The following is a 15,194-nucleotide window of genomic DNA, read 5'->3' on the forward strand; positions in this document are numbered from 1 at the left end:
AACGCAATGATGCGCGACCGAAAACCTTATATGATCGCCCCATCGACATAACAGTTGCCGGATCGGCGCTTCGCTTGTCCGGGACGACGGCGGAGTTTGTTGCGCGCGCTTGCCTCTTACTAATTCGTCGGCAGCGGGACCTGATCGTCGATCAGCGCATCGAGCGTGGCCTTCACGTCGACCTTGGCGTCGACGACGCCGGCCTGTTGCAGCGCGAGGCCGGCGGCGAGGATCGATTCGCGTTGGGGCGCGCCGATGCGGCTGTGGGTGAGCTCGGTGCGCTCCTTGAGCTGCTTGTCGACGACGGCGTCGGGCAGCTTGGTCACGGCGATGAAGGTCTTCTTCAGATCGTCGTAGTTCGCCAGCGAATATTTGCGAGCTTCCTCGTAGACCGCGAGCACGCGGCGGGCGGCGTCCGGATAATCCTTCAGGAACTGCTCGCGCACATTGAGGATGCCCCAGGTGTTGGCGTCCGCCTTGCGGTAGAACAGTTTTGCACCCTCCTCGATTTCGGCCTGCGCCATCATCGGATCCAGACCGGCCCAGGCATCGACATCGCCGCGGATCAGCGCGGTCTTGCCGTCGGCGTGCTGCAACAGCACCGGCGTGATGTCCTTTTCAGTGAGGCCAGCGCCCAGCAGCGCGCGCACCAGGAAGATGTGCGGATCGGTTCCGCGCGTCACCGCGACGCGCTTGCCCTTCAGGTCGGCAACATCGGCAATCCTGGAGTCCTTGCCCGTCACCAGCGCGGTCCATTCGGGGCGCGAATAGACGTAGATCGACTTGATCGGGTTGCCGTTGATGCGGGCGACCAGCGCTGCCGAGCCCGCGGTCGAACCGAAATCGATCGAGCCGGCGTTGAGGAATTCGAGCGCCTTGTTCGAACCCGCCGACTGCACCCAGGTGATGGTAACGCCGTCCTTGGCGAACTCTTTCTCCAGGAGGCCCTTCTGCTTCAGCACCAGCGACACTGGATTGTAGGTCGCCCAGTCGATGCGGATTTCCTTGAGCGGATCAGCAGCCTTGGCCGCGGGGGCCACGGCGAGCGCAACGGCTCCCGCCAGCAGAATGCGTCGTGTTATCTTGGTCATGCCCAGCCTCCTCAGAAATTTCATTGTTTTTCAATGAGTTATATCTAGAGGTCAACGAGAAAATCCCACCCTTGAAAGCGTGCAGCGCGAGAACAATTTTGCTCCCAGCCGGCCTTTTCAAGCATGGAACGACTATTGCCAGAGAATGGCTGATGACAGCGCCTGTCACCTCTTATATCCGGTGAGACATGGATAGCGTTACGACCGAGCATAAGCCACAGCCGGATGATCGCTTCGACACCGCGCGGATCGCCGCCGCGGTTGATGCGCTTGCCGAAAAGCATCAGGGCCGCGAGGACACGTTCCGCACCGCGACCGCGCAATTGCTCAAGGCCGAGCTGATTGCGGCGCGCGCCGCGGCGCAAACCATCCTGCTGAAAGACCGCCACGGCCGCCACTGCGCCGAGCGTCTCTGCCACGTGCAGGACGAGATCATCCGCATCCTTTATTCGGCCGCGACCCGGCATCTCTATCGCTCGCCGATCCCGAGCGGTGCAGAGCGCATGGCGGTGGTTGCGACCGGCGGCTATGGCCGCGGCCTGATGGCGCCCGAGTCCGACATCGATCTGCTGTTCATCCTGCCCTACAAGCAGACCGCCTGGGGCGAGCAGGTCGCCGAAGCCATTCTGTATTGCCTCTGGGACATGGGCCTGAAGGTCGGCCACGCCACGCGCTCGGTTGACGAATCGATCCGCCAGGCGCGCGGCGACATGACCATCCGCACCGCGATCCTGGAGACGCGCTTCCTGACCGGCGACCAGCCACTCTACGACGAGCTGGTCGACCGCTTCGACAAGGAAGTGGTGCAGGGCACCGCCTCCGAATTCGTCACCGCAAAGCTCGCCGAGCGCGAAGAGCGCCATCGCCGCGGCGGCCAGTCGCGCTATCTGGTCGAGCCCAATGTCAAGGACGGCAAGGGCGCGCTACGCGACCTGCACACGCTGTTCTGGATCGCCAAATATGTCTACCGCGTCCGCGACACGGATGAGCTGGTCGAGCGCGGCGTATTCGACGCGCAGGAATATCGCACCTTCCGCCGCTGCGCCGACTTCCTCTGGTCGGTGCGCTGCAATCTGCATTTCTATTCCGGACGGCCGGAAGAACGCCTCTCCTTCGATCTTCAGCGCGAGATCGCTGTCCGGCTCGGCTACACCTCGCATCCCGGCATGCAGGACGTCGAGCGCTTCATGAAGCACTACTTCCTGGTCGCGAAGGAAGTCGGCAATCTCACCGCCATCCTCTGCGCCAAGCTCGAGGATCAGCAGGCCAAGCCCGCGCCGGTGCTGAGCCGGATGATGGCGCGGCTGCGACCGACGCAAATGAAGCGGCGCGTCCCCGACAGCGACGACTTCATCGTCGACAACAACCGCATCAACGTCGCCGCGCCCGACATCTTCAAGCACGATCCGGTCAATCTGATCCGGATCTTCCGCCTGGCACAGAAGAACAACCTCGCCTTCCACCCGGACGCGATGCGCGACGTGACGCGCTCGCTCGGCCTGATCAACGCGCAGATGCGCGAGAATCCGGAAGCGAACCGGCTATTCATGGAGATCCTGACCTCCGACAACGCCGAAATCGTGCTGCGGCGGATGAACGAGACCGGCGTGCTCGGTCATTTCATCCGCGCCTTCGGCAAGATCGTCTCGATGATGCAGTTCAACATGTATCATCACTACACGGTGGACGAGCATCTGATCCGCTGCGTCGGCTTCCTCCAGGATATCGAGCGCGGCGGCATCGAGGAGTTCACGCTCGCCAGCGATCTGATGCGCAAGATTCGCCCCGAGCACCGCGCGGTGATCTACATCACGACGCTGCTGCACGACATCGCCAAGGGACGGCCCGAGGATCATTCGGTCGCGGGCGCCAAGGTCGCGCGCCGGCTGTGCCCGCGGCTCGGCTTCAGCGCGGCCGACACCGAGCTCGTGGCCTGGCTGATCGAGGAGCATCTGACGATGTCCACGGTCGCGCAGTCGCGCGATCTCTCCGACCGCAAGACCATCGAGAATTTCGCAGCCGTGGTGCAGTCGGTCGAGCAGATGAAGCTCCTGACCATCCTGACCACCGCCGACATCCGTGGCGTCGGCCCGGGCGTGTGGAACGGCTGGAAGGCGCAACTGCTCCGCTCGCTGTACTACGAGACAGAGCCGGTGCTGACCGGCGGCTTCTCGGAGGTCGACCGCGGCAAGCGCCTCACGGCCGCCTACGCCGAATTCCGCCACGCCTTCGCCGAGTGGCCAGCGGACGAGCTTGATGCCTATATCGCCCGGCACTATCCGGCCTATTGGCTCAAGGTCGAGCTGCCGCGAAAAATTCGTCATGCACGCTTCGTGCGTTCCAGCGAGCAGGCCGGCCACAAGCTCGCGATCAATGTCGGCTTCGACGAGGTGCGCGGCGTCACCGAGCTGACGATCTTCGCCGCCGACCACCCCTGGCTGCTGTCGATCATCGCCGGCGCCTGCGCCTCCGCCGGCGCCAACATCGTCGACGCCCAGATCTACACCACGACCGACGGCCGTGCGCTCGACACCATCTCGATCTCGCGGGAATACGACCGCGACGAGGACGAGGGCCGGCGCGCCACCCGCATCGGCGAGATGATCGAGGACGTGCTCGAAGGCAAGCTGCGTCTGCCGGAAGTGGTGGCGCGGCGCACCGTACGCAGCAAGGCGCGGCCGTTCGTGATCGAGCCGGAAGTGACGATCAACAACCAATGGTCGGACCGCTACACCGTGATCGAGGTCTCCGGCCTCGATCGCCCCGGCCTGCTCTACGAGCTGACCACTGCGATCTCGAAGCTCAATCTCAACATCGCCTCGGCCCATGTCGCGACCTTCGGCGAGCGCGCCCGCGACGTGTTCTACGTCACCGACCTCCTGGGCGCGCAGATCAACGCGCCGACGCGTCAGGCCGCGATCAAGAGCGCGCTGACCCATGTCATGGCCGGCGACAAGGCGGTTGCGCCGGCGGCGTGACTGGGGCGTCAGACGTCCACACCCTCATGCCGCAGCAGCCAGCGCTTGCGCGCGAGGCCGCCGCCATACTTCACCAGCGAACCATCGGCACCGATCAGCCGATGGCACGGCAGCACCACGCTGATCGGGTTGGAGCCGTTGGCATGGCCGACGGCGCGAATGGCCCTGGGCATATCGATCTTCGCGGCCAGCGCGCCGTAGCTCATCGTGGTACCAGCCGGGATTTTCGAGAGCGCTGTCCAGACCTTTTGCTGGAATGCCGTGCCGGCGATGCGCCATTCAATTCGCGAGAGCTGGTCGAGATCGCCCGCGAAGTAAGCCGACAGCGCGGCCTTCATTGCTGAGGGTGCGGACTGATCGATCAGATCCACCGCACCGAGTTGCAAGCGCAACAACTCGCGCATGCGCTGCTCGTAGTCATCCCAATCGAGCGCCCGTAGCGCACCGGTGGAGTCGGTGACGAGCAATGCGGTCCCGATCGGCGTCGAGAGGCGGTCGAGACCGAAGCGTTCGGGAGTTCTCGTTGATCGAGCGGGCATTAAGGCACCATCACGTCGAAACACATTTCGCACTTGCCATGCCGGCCATGCTAACGTCCACCCGAAAGCTGACGCTTGTGGGGGGCTCAACTTGAACCTGGTCGCGAATATCCTGGTGGCGCTGGTCGCCGCACTGCACGCTTACTTCCTGATCCTGGAGATGTTCCTCTGGGACAAGCCGCAAGGCTTGAAGGTTTTTCGCAACACGCCCGAGAAGGCGGAGATTACGAAGGTGCTGGCGGCCAATCAGGGTCTTTACAATGGTTTTCTCGTCGCCGGCCTGATCTGGGGTCTGGTCCACGGCAATCCGGCCTTCGCGTTCCAGATCAAGGTGTTTTTCCTGCTCTGCGTGATCGTGGCAGGCGCTTATGGCGCGGCGACCGTCAGCACGCGTATCCTGATCGTGCAGGCGCTGCCGGCCGCGATCGCGCTGGTTGCATTGTTCCTGGCGTGAAAGGCTGACCTAAGACTCTTAGCCTAGGTCCGAGACGCTGGCGCGCCGCGATCCTTGCGCGCGGCCTGCCCTTCCTCCACACTCTTCGGCAGCGATGGCAACCGTTGCAAGCAACGGGAAAAGACCATCGGCCGGAAATATTCCGTCAGGAGGAACAACCCGACATGAGCAATCGCAGAGCCTTCATTGCTGCCACGGCGGCGCTCGCCTTCGCGTTCTCCGCCACCCAAGCCCTCTTCAGTCCAGCCCTGGCCCAGAAGAAATACGATACCGGCGCGAGCGACACCGAGATCAAGATCGGCCAGACCGTGCCGTTCTCCGGCGCCTATTCCGTCTACGCCAATATCGGCAAGACCCAGGCGGCCTACTTCAAGATGATCAACGACCAGGGCGGCATCAACGGCCGCAAGATCAACCTGATCCAGTATGACGATGCCTATTCGCCGCCGAAGACGGTCGAGCAGGTGCGCAAGCTCGTCGAAGGCGACGAAGTGCTGTTCACCTTCCAGATCATCGGCACCGCGGCGAACGCTGCCGTGCAAAAATATCTCAACGGCAAGAAGATCCCGCAGTTGCTGGCTTCGACTGGCGCCGCGCGCTTCAACGATCCGCAGAACTTTCCCTGGACCATCGCCTATAATCCCAACTACGTGTCCGAAGGACGGATCTACGCAAAGTACATTCTCAAGGAGCATCCGAATGCCAAGATCGGCGTGCTCTATCAGAACGACGACATGGGCCGCGACTATCTTGCGGGTCTCAAGAGCGGCCTCGGCGACAAGGCCGCCGGCATGATCGTCGGCGAAGTCTCCTACGAGGTCACTGATCCGACGGTGGATTCTCAGGTGGTCAAGCTGAAGTCGATGGGCGCCGATCTGTTCTATGACGCGTCCACGCCGAAGTTCGCGGCTCAGGCAATCAAGAAGGTGGCCGAGCTCGGCTGGACGCCGGTGCACATCCTCGACATCAATGCGAGTCCGATTTCGGCGACATTGAAGCCCGCCGGCCTCGACATCTCCAAGGGCATCATCTCGACGCAGTACGGCAAGGAGCCGGGCGACCCCCAGTGGAAGGATGATCCCGGCGTGAAAGCCTTCTTCGCCTTCATGGACAAGTATTTCCCGGAAGGAGACAAGCTCAACACCGTCAACACCTACGCCTATTCGGTGGCGGAGTTGCTGGCGCAGGTGCTGAAGCAATGCGGCGACGACCTGTCACGTGAGAACGTGATGAAGCAGGTCGCCAACATCAAGGACTTCACCCCGAGCTTCGCCCTGCCCGGCATCAAGATCAACACCGGGCCGAACGACTACCGCGTCAACAAGCAGATGCAGATGATGAAGTTCAACGGCGAACGCTGGGAGCTGTTCGGACCGATCATCGAGGACGCGGGTCCGGCGGGTTAGTGGCTTCACAGGGTGGGTTACGCCTAGCGGGCTGCGCTTCACGCGACAGCAGGGCTAACCCACTCTGCAAGATTACGGTTAACCCCTACGAACTGCCATCGCGCCCCGATCTTGCATTGCAAAATCGGTTCCTCCACTATCCCGGCCGAGCGATGGCATGACAGACCATCGACGACCACAATGGGAGAGAGTTGCGAATGAGGAACGGGCTTTTGCATCTGGTGACGGGAACGGCGCTCGCCATGGCGCTTTCGGTTTCATCGGCCAGTGCTCAGAAGAAATATGATCCCGGCGCGAGCGACACCGAGATCAAGATCGGTCAAACGAATCCATTCAGCGGACCGGCCTCCGCCTATGCCACGATCGGCAAGACGCAGGCCGCCTACATGAAGATGATCAACGATCAGGGCGGCGTGAACGGCCGCAAGATCAACCTGGTCCAGTACGACGACGCCTATTCGCCGCCGAAGGCGGTGGAGCAAGTGCGCAAGCTGGTCGAAAGTGATGAGGTGCTACTCACCTTCCAGCTTCTCGGCACGCCCTCGAATGCCGCCGTGCAGAAATATCTCAACGGCAAGAAGGTGCCGCAGCTCTTCGCGGCAACCGGCGCCTCGAAGTTCACCGACCCGCAGAATTTCCGGTGGACGATGGGCTTCAACCCGAACTACTTCGTCGAGGGCCGTATTTACGGCCAGTACATCCTGAAGGAGCATCCGAATGCCAAGATCGGCATTCTCTATCAGAACGACGACCTCGGCAAAGACTACCTGAACGGTATCAAGGCCGGTCTCGGCGGCAAGGCCGCGAGCATGATCGTGGCCGAAGCGTCCTACGAGGTCTCCGATCCGACCATCGATTCGCAGATCCTCAAGATCAAGGACGCCGGCGCCGATCTGTTCTTCAGCGCCACCACGCCGAAGCAGGCCGCGCAGGCGATCAAGAAGATCGCCGAGATCGGCTGGCATCCGGTACAGATCCTCGACATCAACGCCACCTCGGTCGGCGCCGTGATGAAGCCCGCGGGGCTCGAGGCTTCCAAGGGCGTGATCAGCGTCAACTACGGCAAGGATCCTCTGGACCCGACCTGGAAGGACGACGCCGGCATGAAGAAGTACTTCGAGTTCATGGCGAAGTACTATCCGGACGGCGACAAGGACTCGAGCTTCAACTCCTATGGCTACATGACGAGCCAGTTGATGATCTACGTGCTCAAGCAGTGCGGCGACGATCTGACCCGCGAGAACGTGATGAAGCAGGCGACCAGCCTGAAGAACGTGCAGCTCGATCTCTTGCTGCCAGGCATCTCCGTCAACACCTCGCCGACGGACTACCGCGTCAACAAGCAGCTACAGATGATGAAGTTCAACGGCGAGCGTTGGGAGCTGTTCGGTCCGATCATGGAGGATACGGGCCCGGCGGGCTAGTCGAAGAGTCCTGAAATACAATCGGCGGCCTGCGGGCCGCCGATTTTTTTGAACCACCTACGCCGGTATCTCCCCAAAATTTTTCCCCACCGGCAGCACCGCATGCCGGATCAGGCGCGAATCCTCCACCGCGGCCTGGCGATGCTTCACCGCTTCGCGATAGACGGGGTCACGGATCATCTCGACGAAAGCGGCGACGCTTGGGTATTCGGCGATGAAGCAATGGTCCCAGCGCTCCTCTTGCGGACCGATCAGCATCAGCTCGAACCTGCCTTGCCAGACGATGCGGCCGCCGAGGCGCGTAAACACAGGGCCGCTCTCACGACCATAGGCCGCGTAGGCTTCCGCGCCGCTCGCCTTGCGCCCGTCTGGATAGGCCGCCTCTTTGCGCAGCCGCACCAGGTTAAGCATGTGGATCGGACCCGGACGGTCGTTCTCCCGGAATTGCGCGAAGATCTCCTTGGTCGGATCGATGTGGCCCATAGCTGTTCCCTCTTGTTGTGCCTGCGATCCTATCGCCGGTGCCCCGAAAGCGGAACTGCGGCGGGCGAATGTCGCACCTCCTAATCACGCGTTAACTTCGGGGTAACCGGGCCTTAAACAGCGACCGCTAGCGTGCGGCGGGGCGGGGTGACCGGGCGTTTTGCGTATGGGGTCGGCAAAGAAAAAGGGTGGGCGGAAGGAGCCGCTGTTCGGCTTGCCCGCGGCACTCGCCGATCTGCGCCTGACGGCGGCCGATCGCATCCCCGGCGGCGGCGACGACAGACCGAAGAAATCCACTGCCAAGCGCAAGAGCGAGCCTGCCGACGACGAGCCGCCGCGCGAACGCAAGGCACCGGCCAAGAACAGCGGCAACAAGCGCCGGTCGCGATCGTCCATCAGCGCCGGCCTCGGCCGCCTCGTCTATTGGGGCGCGGTGCTGAGCCTGTGGGGCGTGATCGCCGTGATCGGCGTCGTGATCTGGGTCGGCGCCCACCTGCCGCCGATCCAGTCGCTGGAGATTCCCAAACGACCACCAACGATCCAGATCGTCGGCATGGACGGCAGCCTGCTGGCGCAACGCGGCGAAATGGCCGGCGCCAATGTGTCGCTGAAGGACCTGCCGCCCTATCTGCCCAAGGCGTTCATCGCGATTGAAGACCGCCGCTTCTATTCGCATTTCGGCATCGACCCCGTCGGCATCCTGCGCGCGCTCGTCACCAATGTGCTCCATCGCGGCGTCTCGCAGGGCGGCTCGACGCTGACGCAGCAGCTCGCGAAGAACCTGTTCCTGACCCAGGAACGCACCATGGCGCGCAAGCTGCAGGAGGCGGAGCTCGCGATCTGGCTGGAGCGCAAGCATTCCAAGAACGAGATCCTGGAGCTCTATCTCAACCGCGTCTATTTCGGCTCCGGCGCCTACGGCGTCGAAGCTGCCGCGCAGAAATATTTCGGCAAGCCGGCGAAGAACGTGACAATCGCGGAAGCCGCGATGCTGGCGGGCCTGGTCAAATCGCCCTCGCGCCTGGCGCCGAACCGCAATCCGGAAGGAGCAGAGCAGCGCGCACAAATCGTGCTCGCGGCGATGGCGGATGCCAAATTCATCACCGACGCGCAGGCGCAGGCCTCGATCGGCCATCCCTCCTACAATGTGAAGCCTGTCGGCGCCGGCACCGTGAACTACGTCGCCGACTGGATCGGCGAGGTGCTGGACGACCTCGTCGGCCAGATCGACGACAGCATCAAGGTCGAGACCACGATCGATCCGAAACTGCAGGCGGTGGCGGAATCCGCCGTCATCGACGAGCTCGCGGCCAAGAGCGTGAAGTTCAACGTCAGCCAGGGCGCGCTGGTGGCGATGACGCCCGACGGCGCGGTCCGCGCCATGGTGGGCGGCCGGAACTATTCCGACAGCCAGTACAACCGCGCGGTCACCGCCAAGCGCCAGCCGGGCTCCTCGTTCAAGCCGTTCGTCTATCTGACGGCGATGGAGCAGGGGCTGACGCCCGACACGATCCGCCAAGACGCGCCGATCGAGGTCAAGGGCTGGAGACCTGAGAACTACACCCATGAATATTTCGGCAATGTCACGCTGACGCAGGCGCTGGCGATGTCGCTCAACACCGTCGCCATCCGCCTCGGCCTCGAGGTCGGGCCGAAAAACGTGGTGCGTACCGCGCACCGGCTCGGCATCTCCTCCAAGCTCGAACCCAATGCCTCGATCGCGCTCGGCACGTCGGAAGTTTCCGTCGTCGAGCTGGTCGGCGCCTATGCGCCGTTCGCCAATGGCGGCTTCGCCGCCGCGCCGCATGTGGTGACGCGGATCAGGACGCTCGACGGCAAGCTGCTCTACATGCGGCAGCCCGACGAGCACAACCAGGTGATCGACCCGCGCTACGTCGGCATGATGAACAGTATGATGCGCGAGACGCTGATCTCGGGCACGGCGAAGAAGGCCGAGATCCCGGGCTGGCAGGCGGCCGGAAAGACCGGCACCAGCCAGGATTATCGCGACGCCTGGTTCATCGGCTACACCGCGAACCTCGTCACCGGGGTCTGGCTCGGCAATGACGACAACTCGCCGACCAAGAAGGCGACCGGCGGCGGCCTGCCGGTGGAGGTCTGGACCCGCTTCATGCGCGCCGCGCACGAAGGCGTGCAGGTGGCGGCCTTGCCGAGCCTGCAAACCAATTGGGGGCCGGCGAACCTTGCGCAGATCTCATCGCAAGTGTCTCCGCCGACGCAGGCGCCAGCACCTGGTCTCGCACCGGCCCCGGTTAGCAATGGCGGCTATCGCGCGCCACCGCCGACCCGCGCCAATGTCAATGCGCGGCCGGAAGCAGCCGCAGGGCTTGATGGCTGGCTGATGGACCGGCTGTTCGGCGGGAATCGATAGGCCTCAAACGAAAACGCGAAAACAACCCCATGCACAGTAGGCGGGGCATCGCGACGTAACGCGCGCTGGATTGTGCGAAGGTGTTGATGCGACAGTCAGATCGGCGACTGTGGCACAAGGTGCGCTCTCTCCGCCGTCATTGCCCGCGAAAGCGGGCGATGACAGCATTTACTGGGCTAATCCTCGACCCCGTACCGGTGCAGATCGTTGCCGTAGGTGTCGAGCCACTTCTTGGCGCGCTCCATGGACGGACAGATCTTGCCGCAGACGCGCCAGAATCGCGCGGAGTGGTTCATCTCGACCAGATGGGCCACTTCATGCGCGGCGAGATAATCCAGCACGTAGGGCGGCGCGAGGATCAGGCGCCAGGAGAACGACAACGAGCCCGCCGAGGTGCAGGAGCCCCAGCGGCTGGACTGATCGCGGATCGAGAGCCGCTTCACCCTGACGCCGAGCCCGGCAGCATGGGTTTCGGCCGAACGCTGCAGATCCTTGCGCGCCTCGCGCTTGAGAAAGTCGCTGACGCGGCGATCGACATGCTCGAGGCCGCCGGCGACACAGAGAATACGTTCGCCGCTGTCGCGAATTTCGGTCCACACCGTGCCGCGGCTGCCTGCACGATGCACGATGCGATGGGGAGCGCCGCGAAGCGGTATCAGTGTGCCAGTCTGGAACGGTGCAGCCTTCGGCAAGCGACCGAGACGTGCCGCGATCCATGCGCCATGACGCGACGCAAAGTCCTTTGCCTCGGCCAGCGTGCCTCTCGGCGGCATCGTGAGGATCGCTTCGCGGTCGCTCGGATGGATTCTGAGCGTGTAGCGACGCGCGCGGCGATGCCTGCGCAGCCGAATCGCAAAGAATTGCGACCCATGGGTGATGACCAGGGTCTTCGGTTCGTGGGGCCGCCGATAAAGGAGTGCGCGTGTGGCCATGTCTGTCAGTCCGGGGAGCAGGAGATCGCCCGGATTCTGCCATAACCGCCGCCAGGGAAAGCGCTCGGCGCAAAAACAAATCATTTGCCCAATATACAGGGGTTCGGCAGTCCGGAGACCCTACAGACTGGGGTTGGAACCCGCTTTTTTCGCCCCCGCTGGACGCATGCGACACCCCCAAGGGGTGAGGGGCGACTCACTCCTATAAGACTACCTAAATACCTCGAATCTGCCGGGAACTTGCCCCTTCCGGGGCCCTTGCCGAGGCCTCGGATTTCGACGGGAAAGCCGAAATGCGCGGTTATTCCGCCGCTAACGCCTGCAACGAGCTCGGATTCGCAGCCGAGACCATGAAGTCGTGGATGCGCGGCACGATCTCCGACTTGAAGCGCGATCCGTTGAACACGCCGTAATGTCCAACGCCCTTCTGGACGTAATGAACGCGACGATGATCCGGAATCGCACTGCATAATCCGTGCGTTGCTTCAGTCTGACCGAGACCCGAGATGTCGTCGTTCTCGCCTTCGACGGTCATTAACGCAACGCGCCTGACCTTGGACGGATCGACGCGAGTTCCGCGGTGGGTCATCTCGCCCTTCGGCAGCGAATGCTTCACGAACACGGTGTCGACGGTCTGCAGATAATACTCGGCGGAGAGATCCATGACCGCGAGATATTCGTCATAGAACTCGCGATGCTTGTCGGCGAGGTCACCGTCGCCTTTCACCAGATGAGCGAAGAGCTGCTTATGGGCATCCATATGGCGATCGAGGTTCATGCTGATGAACCCGTTGAGCTGCAGGAAGCCGGGATAGACGTCGCGCATCATGCCCGGATGCGGGAACGGCACCTTGGTGATGACGTGGTTGCGGAACCAGTCGATGCCGCGCTGCTGGGCGAGGTCGTTCACACCGGTCGGATTGCGGCGGGTGTCGATCGGGCCGCCCATCAGCGTCATCGAGGTCGGCACGAACGGATCGCGCCGCGCTTCCATGATCGAGATGGCAGCAACGACAGGCACCGAAGGCTGACACACGGCCATCACATGGGTGTTGCCACCCAGCACATGCAGCATCTCGATGACGTAGTCGATGTAATCGTCGAGATCGAAGCGGCCTTCGCTCAAGGGCACCATGCGAGCGTCGGCCCAATCGGTGATGTAGACCTCATGTGCCGGCAGGAACGCCTCGACCGTGCCGCGCAAGAGCGTCGCATAGTGACCGGACATCGGCGCCACGATCAGCACACGCGGCTGCGGGCTGCGCAGCGGACGGGTGAACTTGCGATCGAAGTAAAGCAGGTTGCAGAACGGCTTTTCCCAGACCGAACGGACCTCGACCGGGACGCGGATGCCGTTGACCTCGGTGTCATTGAGGCCCCATTCCGGCTTGCCGTAGCGGCGCGTGGTGCGCTCGAACAATTCGCAGGCCGCGGCGACCGACTTGCCAACCTCGGTGCGCGCCCAGGGATTCAGTGGATTCTGAAACAGCAGCTTGGTCGCGTCGGTGACCGCGCGTGCCGGATTGAGAGAGGCGTGCGCCATCTCATACATCCAGTACATCGGCGTGGTCAGAACCGGACTGCCTTCTGCAGCCAGGGGCGGTGCGCCGCCAAACTCACCAATAGGCATATTATAATCCTCGTCGCATCGCAGCATACTGCCGAATGCGTAATATTGCGTCAATGCGTGGTTCCGTACATCTACGTGCTCGCAGCAGCCAAACCAGCCTGAATCCACGAGAAAGTGACATTATTCGCCGCCCGACAGCAGCGAGCCGTGGATCTTGGCGCTGCGCAAAAGGGCAAGGAATGCCCAAAAAGAAGCAACCAGAAGCACTGCGTTGATGGCTAACGCCTCCCCCATCAAATCGGCCCGGAAGGTGTTCTCGATCAGGAGCGCACGCATGCCCTCGAACACGTAGGTCGGCGGGAGTAGCCAGGCGATATATTGCAGCCAATGCGGCAAGACGCTGACCGGATAATAAATGCAGGCAAGCGGCATGATCGCGAACATCAGGGTCCAGACGATGCTCTCGGCGCCGAGGCCGTTCCGCAGCACCAGGCCCGAGACGAAGATGCCGACCGACCAGCTGGTGAAGATCAGATTGCAGAAGAAGGCGATCAACGGCAGGCCGAGGCTGTAAAAGTTGAAGTGAAACAGAAACAGCGCGAGCAGCGTCATCGGGATCACGCCGATCGCGAGCCGGATCAGGCTCATCACCGTCAAGGACAGCAAAAATTCGATCGGCTTGAGCGGACTCATCATGAGATTGCCGAGGTTGCGCGCCCACATCTCCTCGAGGAAGGAGATGGAGAAGCCGAGCTGGCCGCGGAACAGGATGTCCCAGAGGATGACGGCGCCGATCAGCGTACCCCCGGCGCGCGCAAAGAAATTGGCGTTCTGGGCGATGTAATATTGGATGAAGCCCCAGGTGATGACCTGGAGCGCCGGCCAGTACAGCAGCTCGAGCAGCCGCGGCCAGGATGACATCAAGAGATACCAGTAACGCAGGATCATCGCGCCGATGCGATGAACGGAGATGCCGCGGTGGAGGGATAGCTCACTCATCGCGCCTCCTCTTTCGCGCCGTTCACCCGACCGCGCGCGACATCGAGAAATACCTCTTCCAGCGTGGCGCGGTTGTAACGGGCCATGATGGCGTCGGGCGTGTCGTCGTCCTCGACGCGGCCGCGCTTCATGATGATGACGCGGTCGCAGAGACGCTCGACCTCGAGCATGTTGTGCGACGCCAGCAGGATGGTGGCGTTGTTGTCGCGGCGATACCGCTCCAGATGCGCCCGCACCCAGTCGGCCGTGTCAGGATCGAGCGAGGCGGTTGGCTCGTCCAGCAGCAACAGCTCCGGCTGGTTGATCAGCGCCTTCGCCAGCGCGACGCGGGTCTTCTGGCCGGCGGAGAGTTTTCCGTTGGCGCGGTCGATGAAATCGCCGAGATCGAGGTCGTCGGCCAGCTTCGCAATACGGTCGGCAAGGTGCCTGACTGCATAGAGCTTGCCGAATATCGTGAGGTTCTGCCGCACCGTCAGCCGCATCGGCATGTCGACATAGGGGCTTTCGAAATTCATCCGCCCCAGCACCTCGGCGCTCTCTTCGGGCATCCGGTGCCCGAGCACGCGGACGCGGCCGGAGGTCGGCAGCACCAGCCCCATGATCATCGCGATGGTGGTGGTCTTTCCGGCGCCGTTGCCACCGAGCAACCCGGTGATGCTGCCGCGCGGAAGCGAAAAGGAAATGCCGTCCACCGCGCGGGTCTGCTTGTAGACCTTGACCAGGCGATCGACCTCGATAGCCGCGGACAAAGTGCTGTCCGCGACAGTCGGCCGACTTGAAGCATTGTCGTTCCCGGTCATGCTGGAGGCGTTCTTCCGCCATTGCGTGGTGGAGCGCAAGGCTTGATTGACCTCGAGGCTTGGTTGACCTCAAGACTTGATTGACTTGATGAAAATGGCTCGTCACCAGACCTGACTTGAGGGCCA

General features: G+C 62.7%; 12 protein-coding genes. 5 read left to right on the forward strand and 7 right to left on the reverse strand.

Features of this window, described 5'->3' with window-relative positions; translation table 11 throughout:
- Positions 1-119: 119 nt before the first annotated feature.
- Entirely contained in the window at positions 120-1,091 is a 972-nt protein-coding gene (locus tag M2427_RS38180) for an aliphatic sulfonate ABC transporter substrate-binding protein (protein ID WP_280711969.1), read from the reverse strand.
- Positions 1,092-1,279: 188 nt separating this feature from the next.
- Here M2427_RS38180 and M2427_RS38185 point away from each other — a divergent pair, with 188 nt between their 5' ends.
- The gene (locus M2427_RS38185) at positions 1,280-4,069 is read left to right on the forward strand and encodes a [protein-PII] uridylyltransferase (protein WP_280711970.1); all 2,790 of its coding nucleotides are present in this window, start codon (positions 1,280-1,282) and stop codon (positions 4,067-4,069) included.
- An 8-nt stretch (positions 4,070-4,077) separates the two neighbouring features.
- Here the strand turns inward: M2427_RS38185 and M2427_RS38190 are convergent, their stop codons facing one another.
- Positions 4,078-4,608: a methylated-DNA--[protein]-cysteine S-methyltransferase gene (locus M2427_RS38190; protein ID WP_280711971.1), complete on the reverse strand. Its 531-nt coding sequence runs from the start codon at positions 4,606-4,608 to the stop codon at positions 4,078-4,080.
- A gap of 97 nt (positions 4,609-4,705) precedes the next feature.
- Between M2427_RS38190 and M2427_RS38195 the strand changes: the two genes are divergently transcribed.
- The 3 genes from M2427_RS38195 to M2427_RS38205 all read left to right on the forward strand — a co-directional run bounded on the left by M2427_RS38195 (position 4,706) and on the right by M2427_RS38205 (position 7,892).
- Complete coding sequence (locus M2427_RS38195; RefSeq protein ID WP_280712015.1) at positions 4,706-5,062, forward strand: DUF1304 domain-containing protein; 357 nt, start codon at positions 4,706-4,708, stop codon at positions 5,060-5,062.
- Between the two features lie 164 nt (positions 5,063-5,226).
- Complete coding sequence (locus M2427_RS38200) at positions 5,227-6,468, forward strand: ABC transporter substrate-binding protein (RefSeq protein WP_280711972.1); 1,242 nt, start codon at positions 5,227-5,229, stop codon at positions 6,466-6,468.
- A 197-nt stretch (positions 6,469-6,665) separates the two neighbouring features.
- The gene (locus tag M2427_RS38205) at positions 6,666-7,892 is read left to right on the forward strand and encodes an ABC transporter substrate-binding protein (protein WP_280711973.1); all 1,227 of its coding nucleotides are present in this window, start codon (positions 6,666-6,668) and stop codon (positions 7,890-7,892) included.
- 57 nt (positions 7,893-7,949) lie between these two features.
- On the opposite strand, the gene M2427_RS38210 is transcribed toward M2427_RS38205, so the two are convergent.
- Positions 7,950-8,375 (reverse strand): DUF1330 domain-containing protein, encoded by a 426-nt coding sequence (locus M2427_RS38210; RefSeq protein ID WP_280711974.1) that lies wholly within the window; start codon positions 8,373-8,375, stop codon positions 7,950-7,952.
- Positions 8,376-8,541: 166 nt separating this feature from the next.
- Here M2427_RS38210 and M2427_RS38215 point away from each other — a divergent pair, with 166 nt between their 5' ends.
- Positions 8,542-10,767, forward strand: a complete 2,226-nt coding sequence (locus M2427_RS38215; RefSeq protein WP_280711975.1) for a penicillin-binding protein 1A — start codon at positions 8,542-8,544, stop codon at positions 10,765-10,767.
- 176 nt (positions 10,768-10,943) lie between these two features.
- Here the strand turns inward: M2427_RS38215 and M2427_RS38220 are convergent, their stop codons facing one another.
- From M2427_RS38220 to M2427_RS38235, 4 genes are all read right to left on the reverse strand, one after another.
- Positions 10,944-11,783 carry a SprT family zinc-dependent metalloprotease gene (locus M2427_RS38220; RefSeq protein WP_280711976.1) on the reverse strand — a complete coding sequence of 280 codons (840 nt, stop codon included), beginning with the start codon at positions 11,781-11,783 and terminating at the stop codon, positions 10,944-10,946.
- Between the two features lie 217 nt (positions 11,784-12,000).
- Entirely contained in the window at positions 12,001-13,329 is a 1,329-nt protein-coding gene (gene phaZ / locus M2427_RS38225; RefSeq protein ID WP_280711977.1) for a polyhydroxyalkanoate depolymerase, read from the reverse strand.
- A 120-nt stretch (positions 13,330-13,449) separates the two neighbouring features.
- Positions 13,450-14,268, reverse strand: coding sequence for an ABC transporter permease (locus tag M2427_RS38230; protein WP_280711978.1), 819 nt, complete (start codon positions 14,266-14,268; stop codon positions 13,450-13,452).
- Positions 14,265-15,068 (reverse strand): ABC transporter ATP-binding protein, encoded by an 804-nt coding sequence (locus M2427_RS38235; protein WP_280711979.1) that lies wholly within the window; start codon positions 15,066-15,068, stop codon positions 14,265-14,267. Before M2427_RS38235 ends, M2427_RS38230 begins: the two co-directional genes overlap by 4 nt.
- Positions 15,069-15,194: the final 126 nt, after the last annotated feature.

This window comes from Bradyrhizobium sp. BR13661, assembly GCF_029892425.1.
Classification (GTDB): domain Bacteria; phylum Pseudomonadota; class Alphaproteobacteria; order Rhizobiales; family Xanthobacteraceae; genus Bradyrhizobium.

Bases quoted from the DNA above. Each gene is read 5' to 3' on its own strand.
- phaZ (WP_280711977.1), bottom strand. From the start codon at position 13,329: ATGCCTATTGGTGAGTTTGGCGGCGCACCGCCCCTGGCTGCAGAAGGC.
- M2427_RS38200 (WP_280711972.1), top strand. From the start codon at position 5,227: ATGAGCAATCGCAGAGCCTTCATTGCTGCCACGGCGGCGCTCGCCTTC.
- M2427_RS38185 (WP_280711970.1), top strand. From the start codon at position 1,280: ATGGATAGCGTTACGACCGAGCATAAGCCACAGCCGGATGATCGCTTC.
- M2427_RS38190 (WP_280711971.1), bottom strand. From the start codon at position 4,608: ATGCCCGCTCGATCAACGAGAACTCCCGAACGCTTCGGTCTCGACCGC.
- M2427_RS38220 (WP_280711976.1), bottom strand. From the start codon at position 11,783: ATGATTTGTTTTTGCGCCGAGCGCTTTCCCTGGCGGCGGTTATGGCAG.
- M2427_RS38205 (WP_280711973.1), top strand. From the start codon at position 6,666: ATGAGGAACGGGCTTTTGCATCTGGTGACGGGAACGGCGCTCGCCATG.
- M2427_RS38210 (WP_280711974.1), bottom strand. From the start codon at position 8,375: ATGGGCCACATCGATCCGACCAAGGAGATCTTCGCGCAATTCCGGGAG.
- M2427_RS38235 (WP_280711979.1), bottom strand. From the start codon at position 15,068: ATGACCGGGAACGACAATGCTTCAAGTCGGCCGACTGTCGCGGACAGC.
- M2427_RS38180 (WP_280711969.1), bottom strand. From the start codon at position 1,091: ATGACCAAGATAACACGACGCATTCTGCTGGCGGGAGCCGTTGCGCTC.
- M2427_RS38230 (WP_280711978.1), bottom strand. From the start codon at position 14,268: ATGAGTGAGCTATCCCTCCACCGCGGCATCTCCGTTCATCGCATCGGC.
- M2427_RS38215 (WP_280711975.1), top strand. From the start codon at position 8,542: ATGGGGTCGGCAAAGAAAAAGGGTGGGCGGAAGGAGCCGCTGTTCGGC.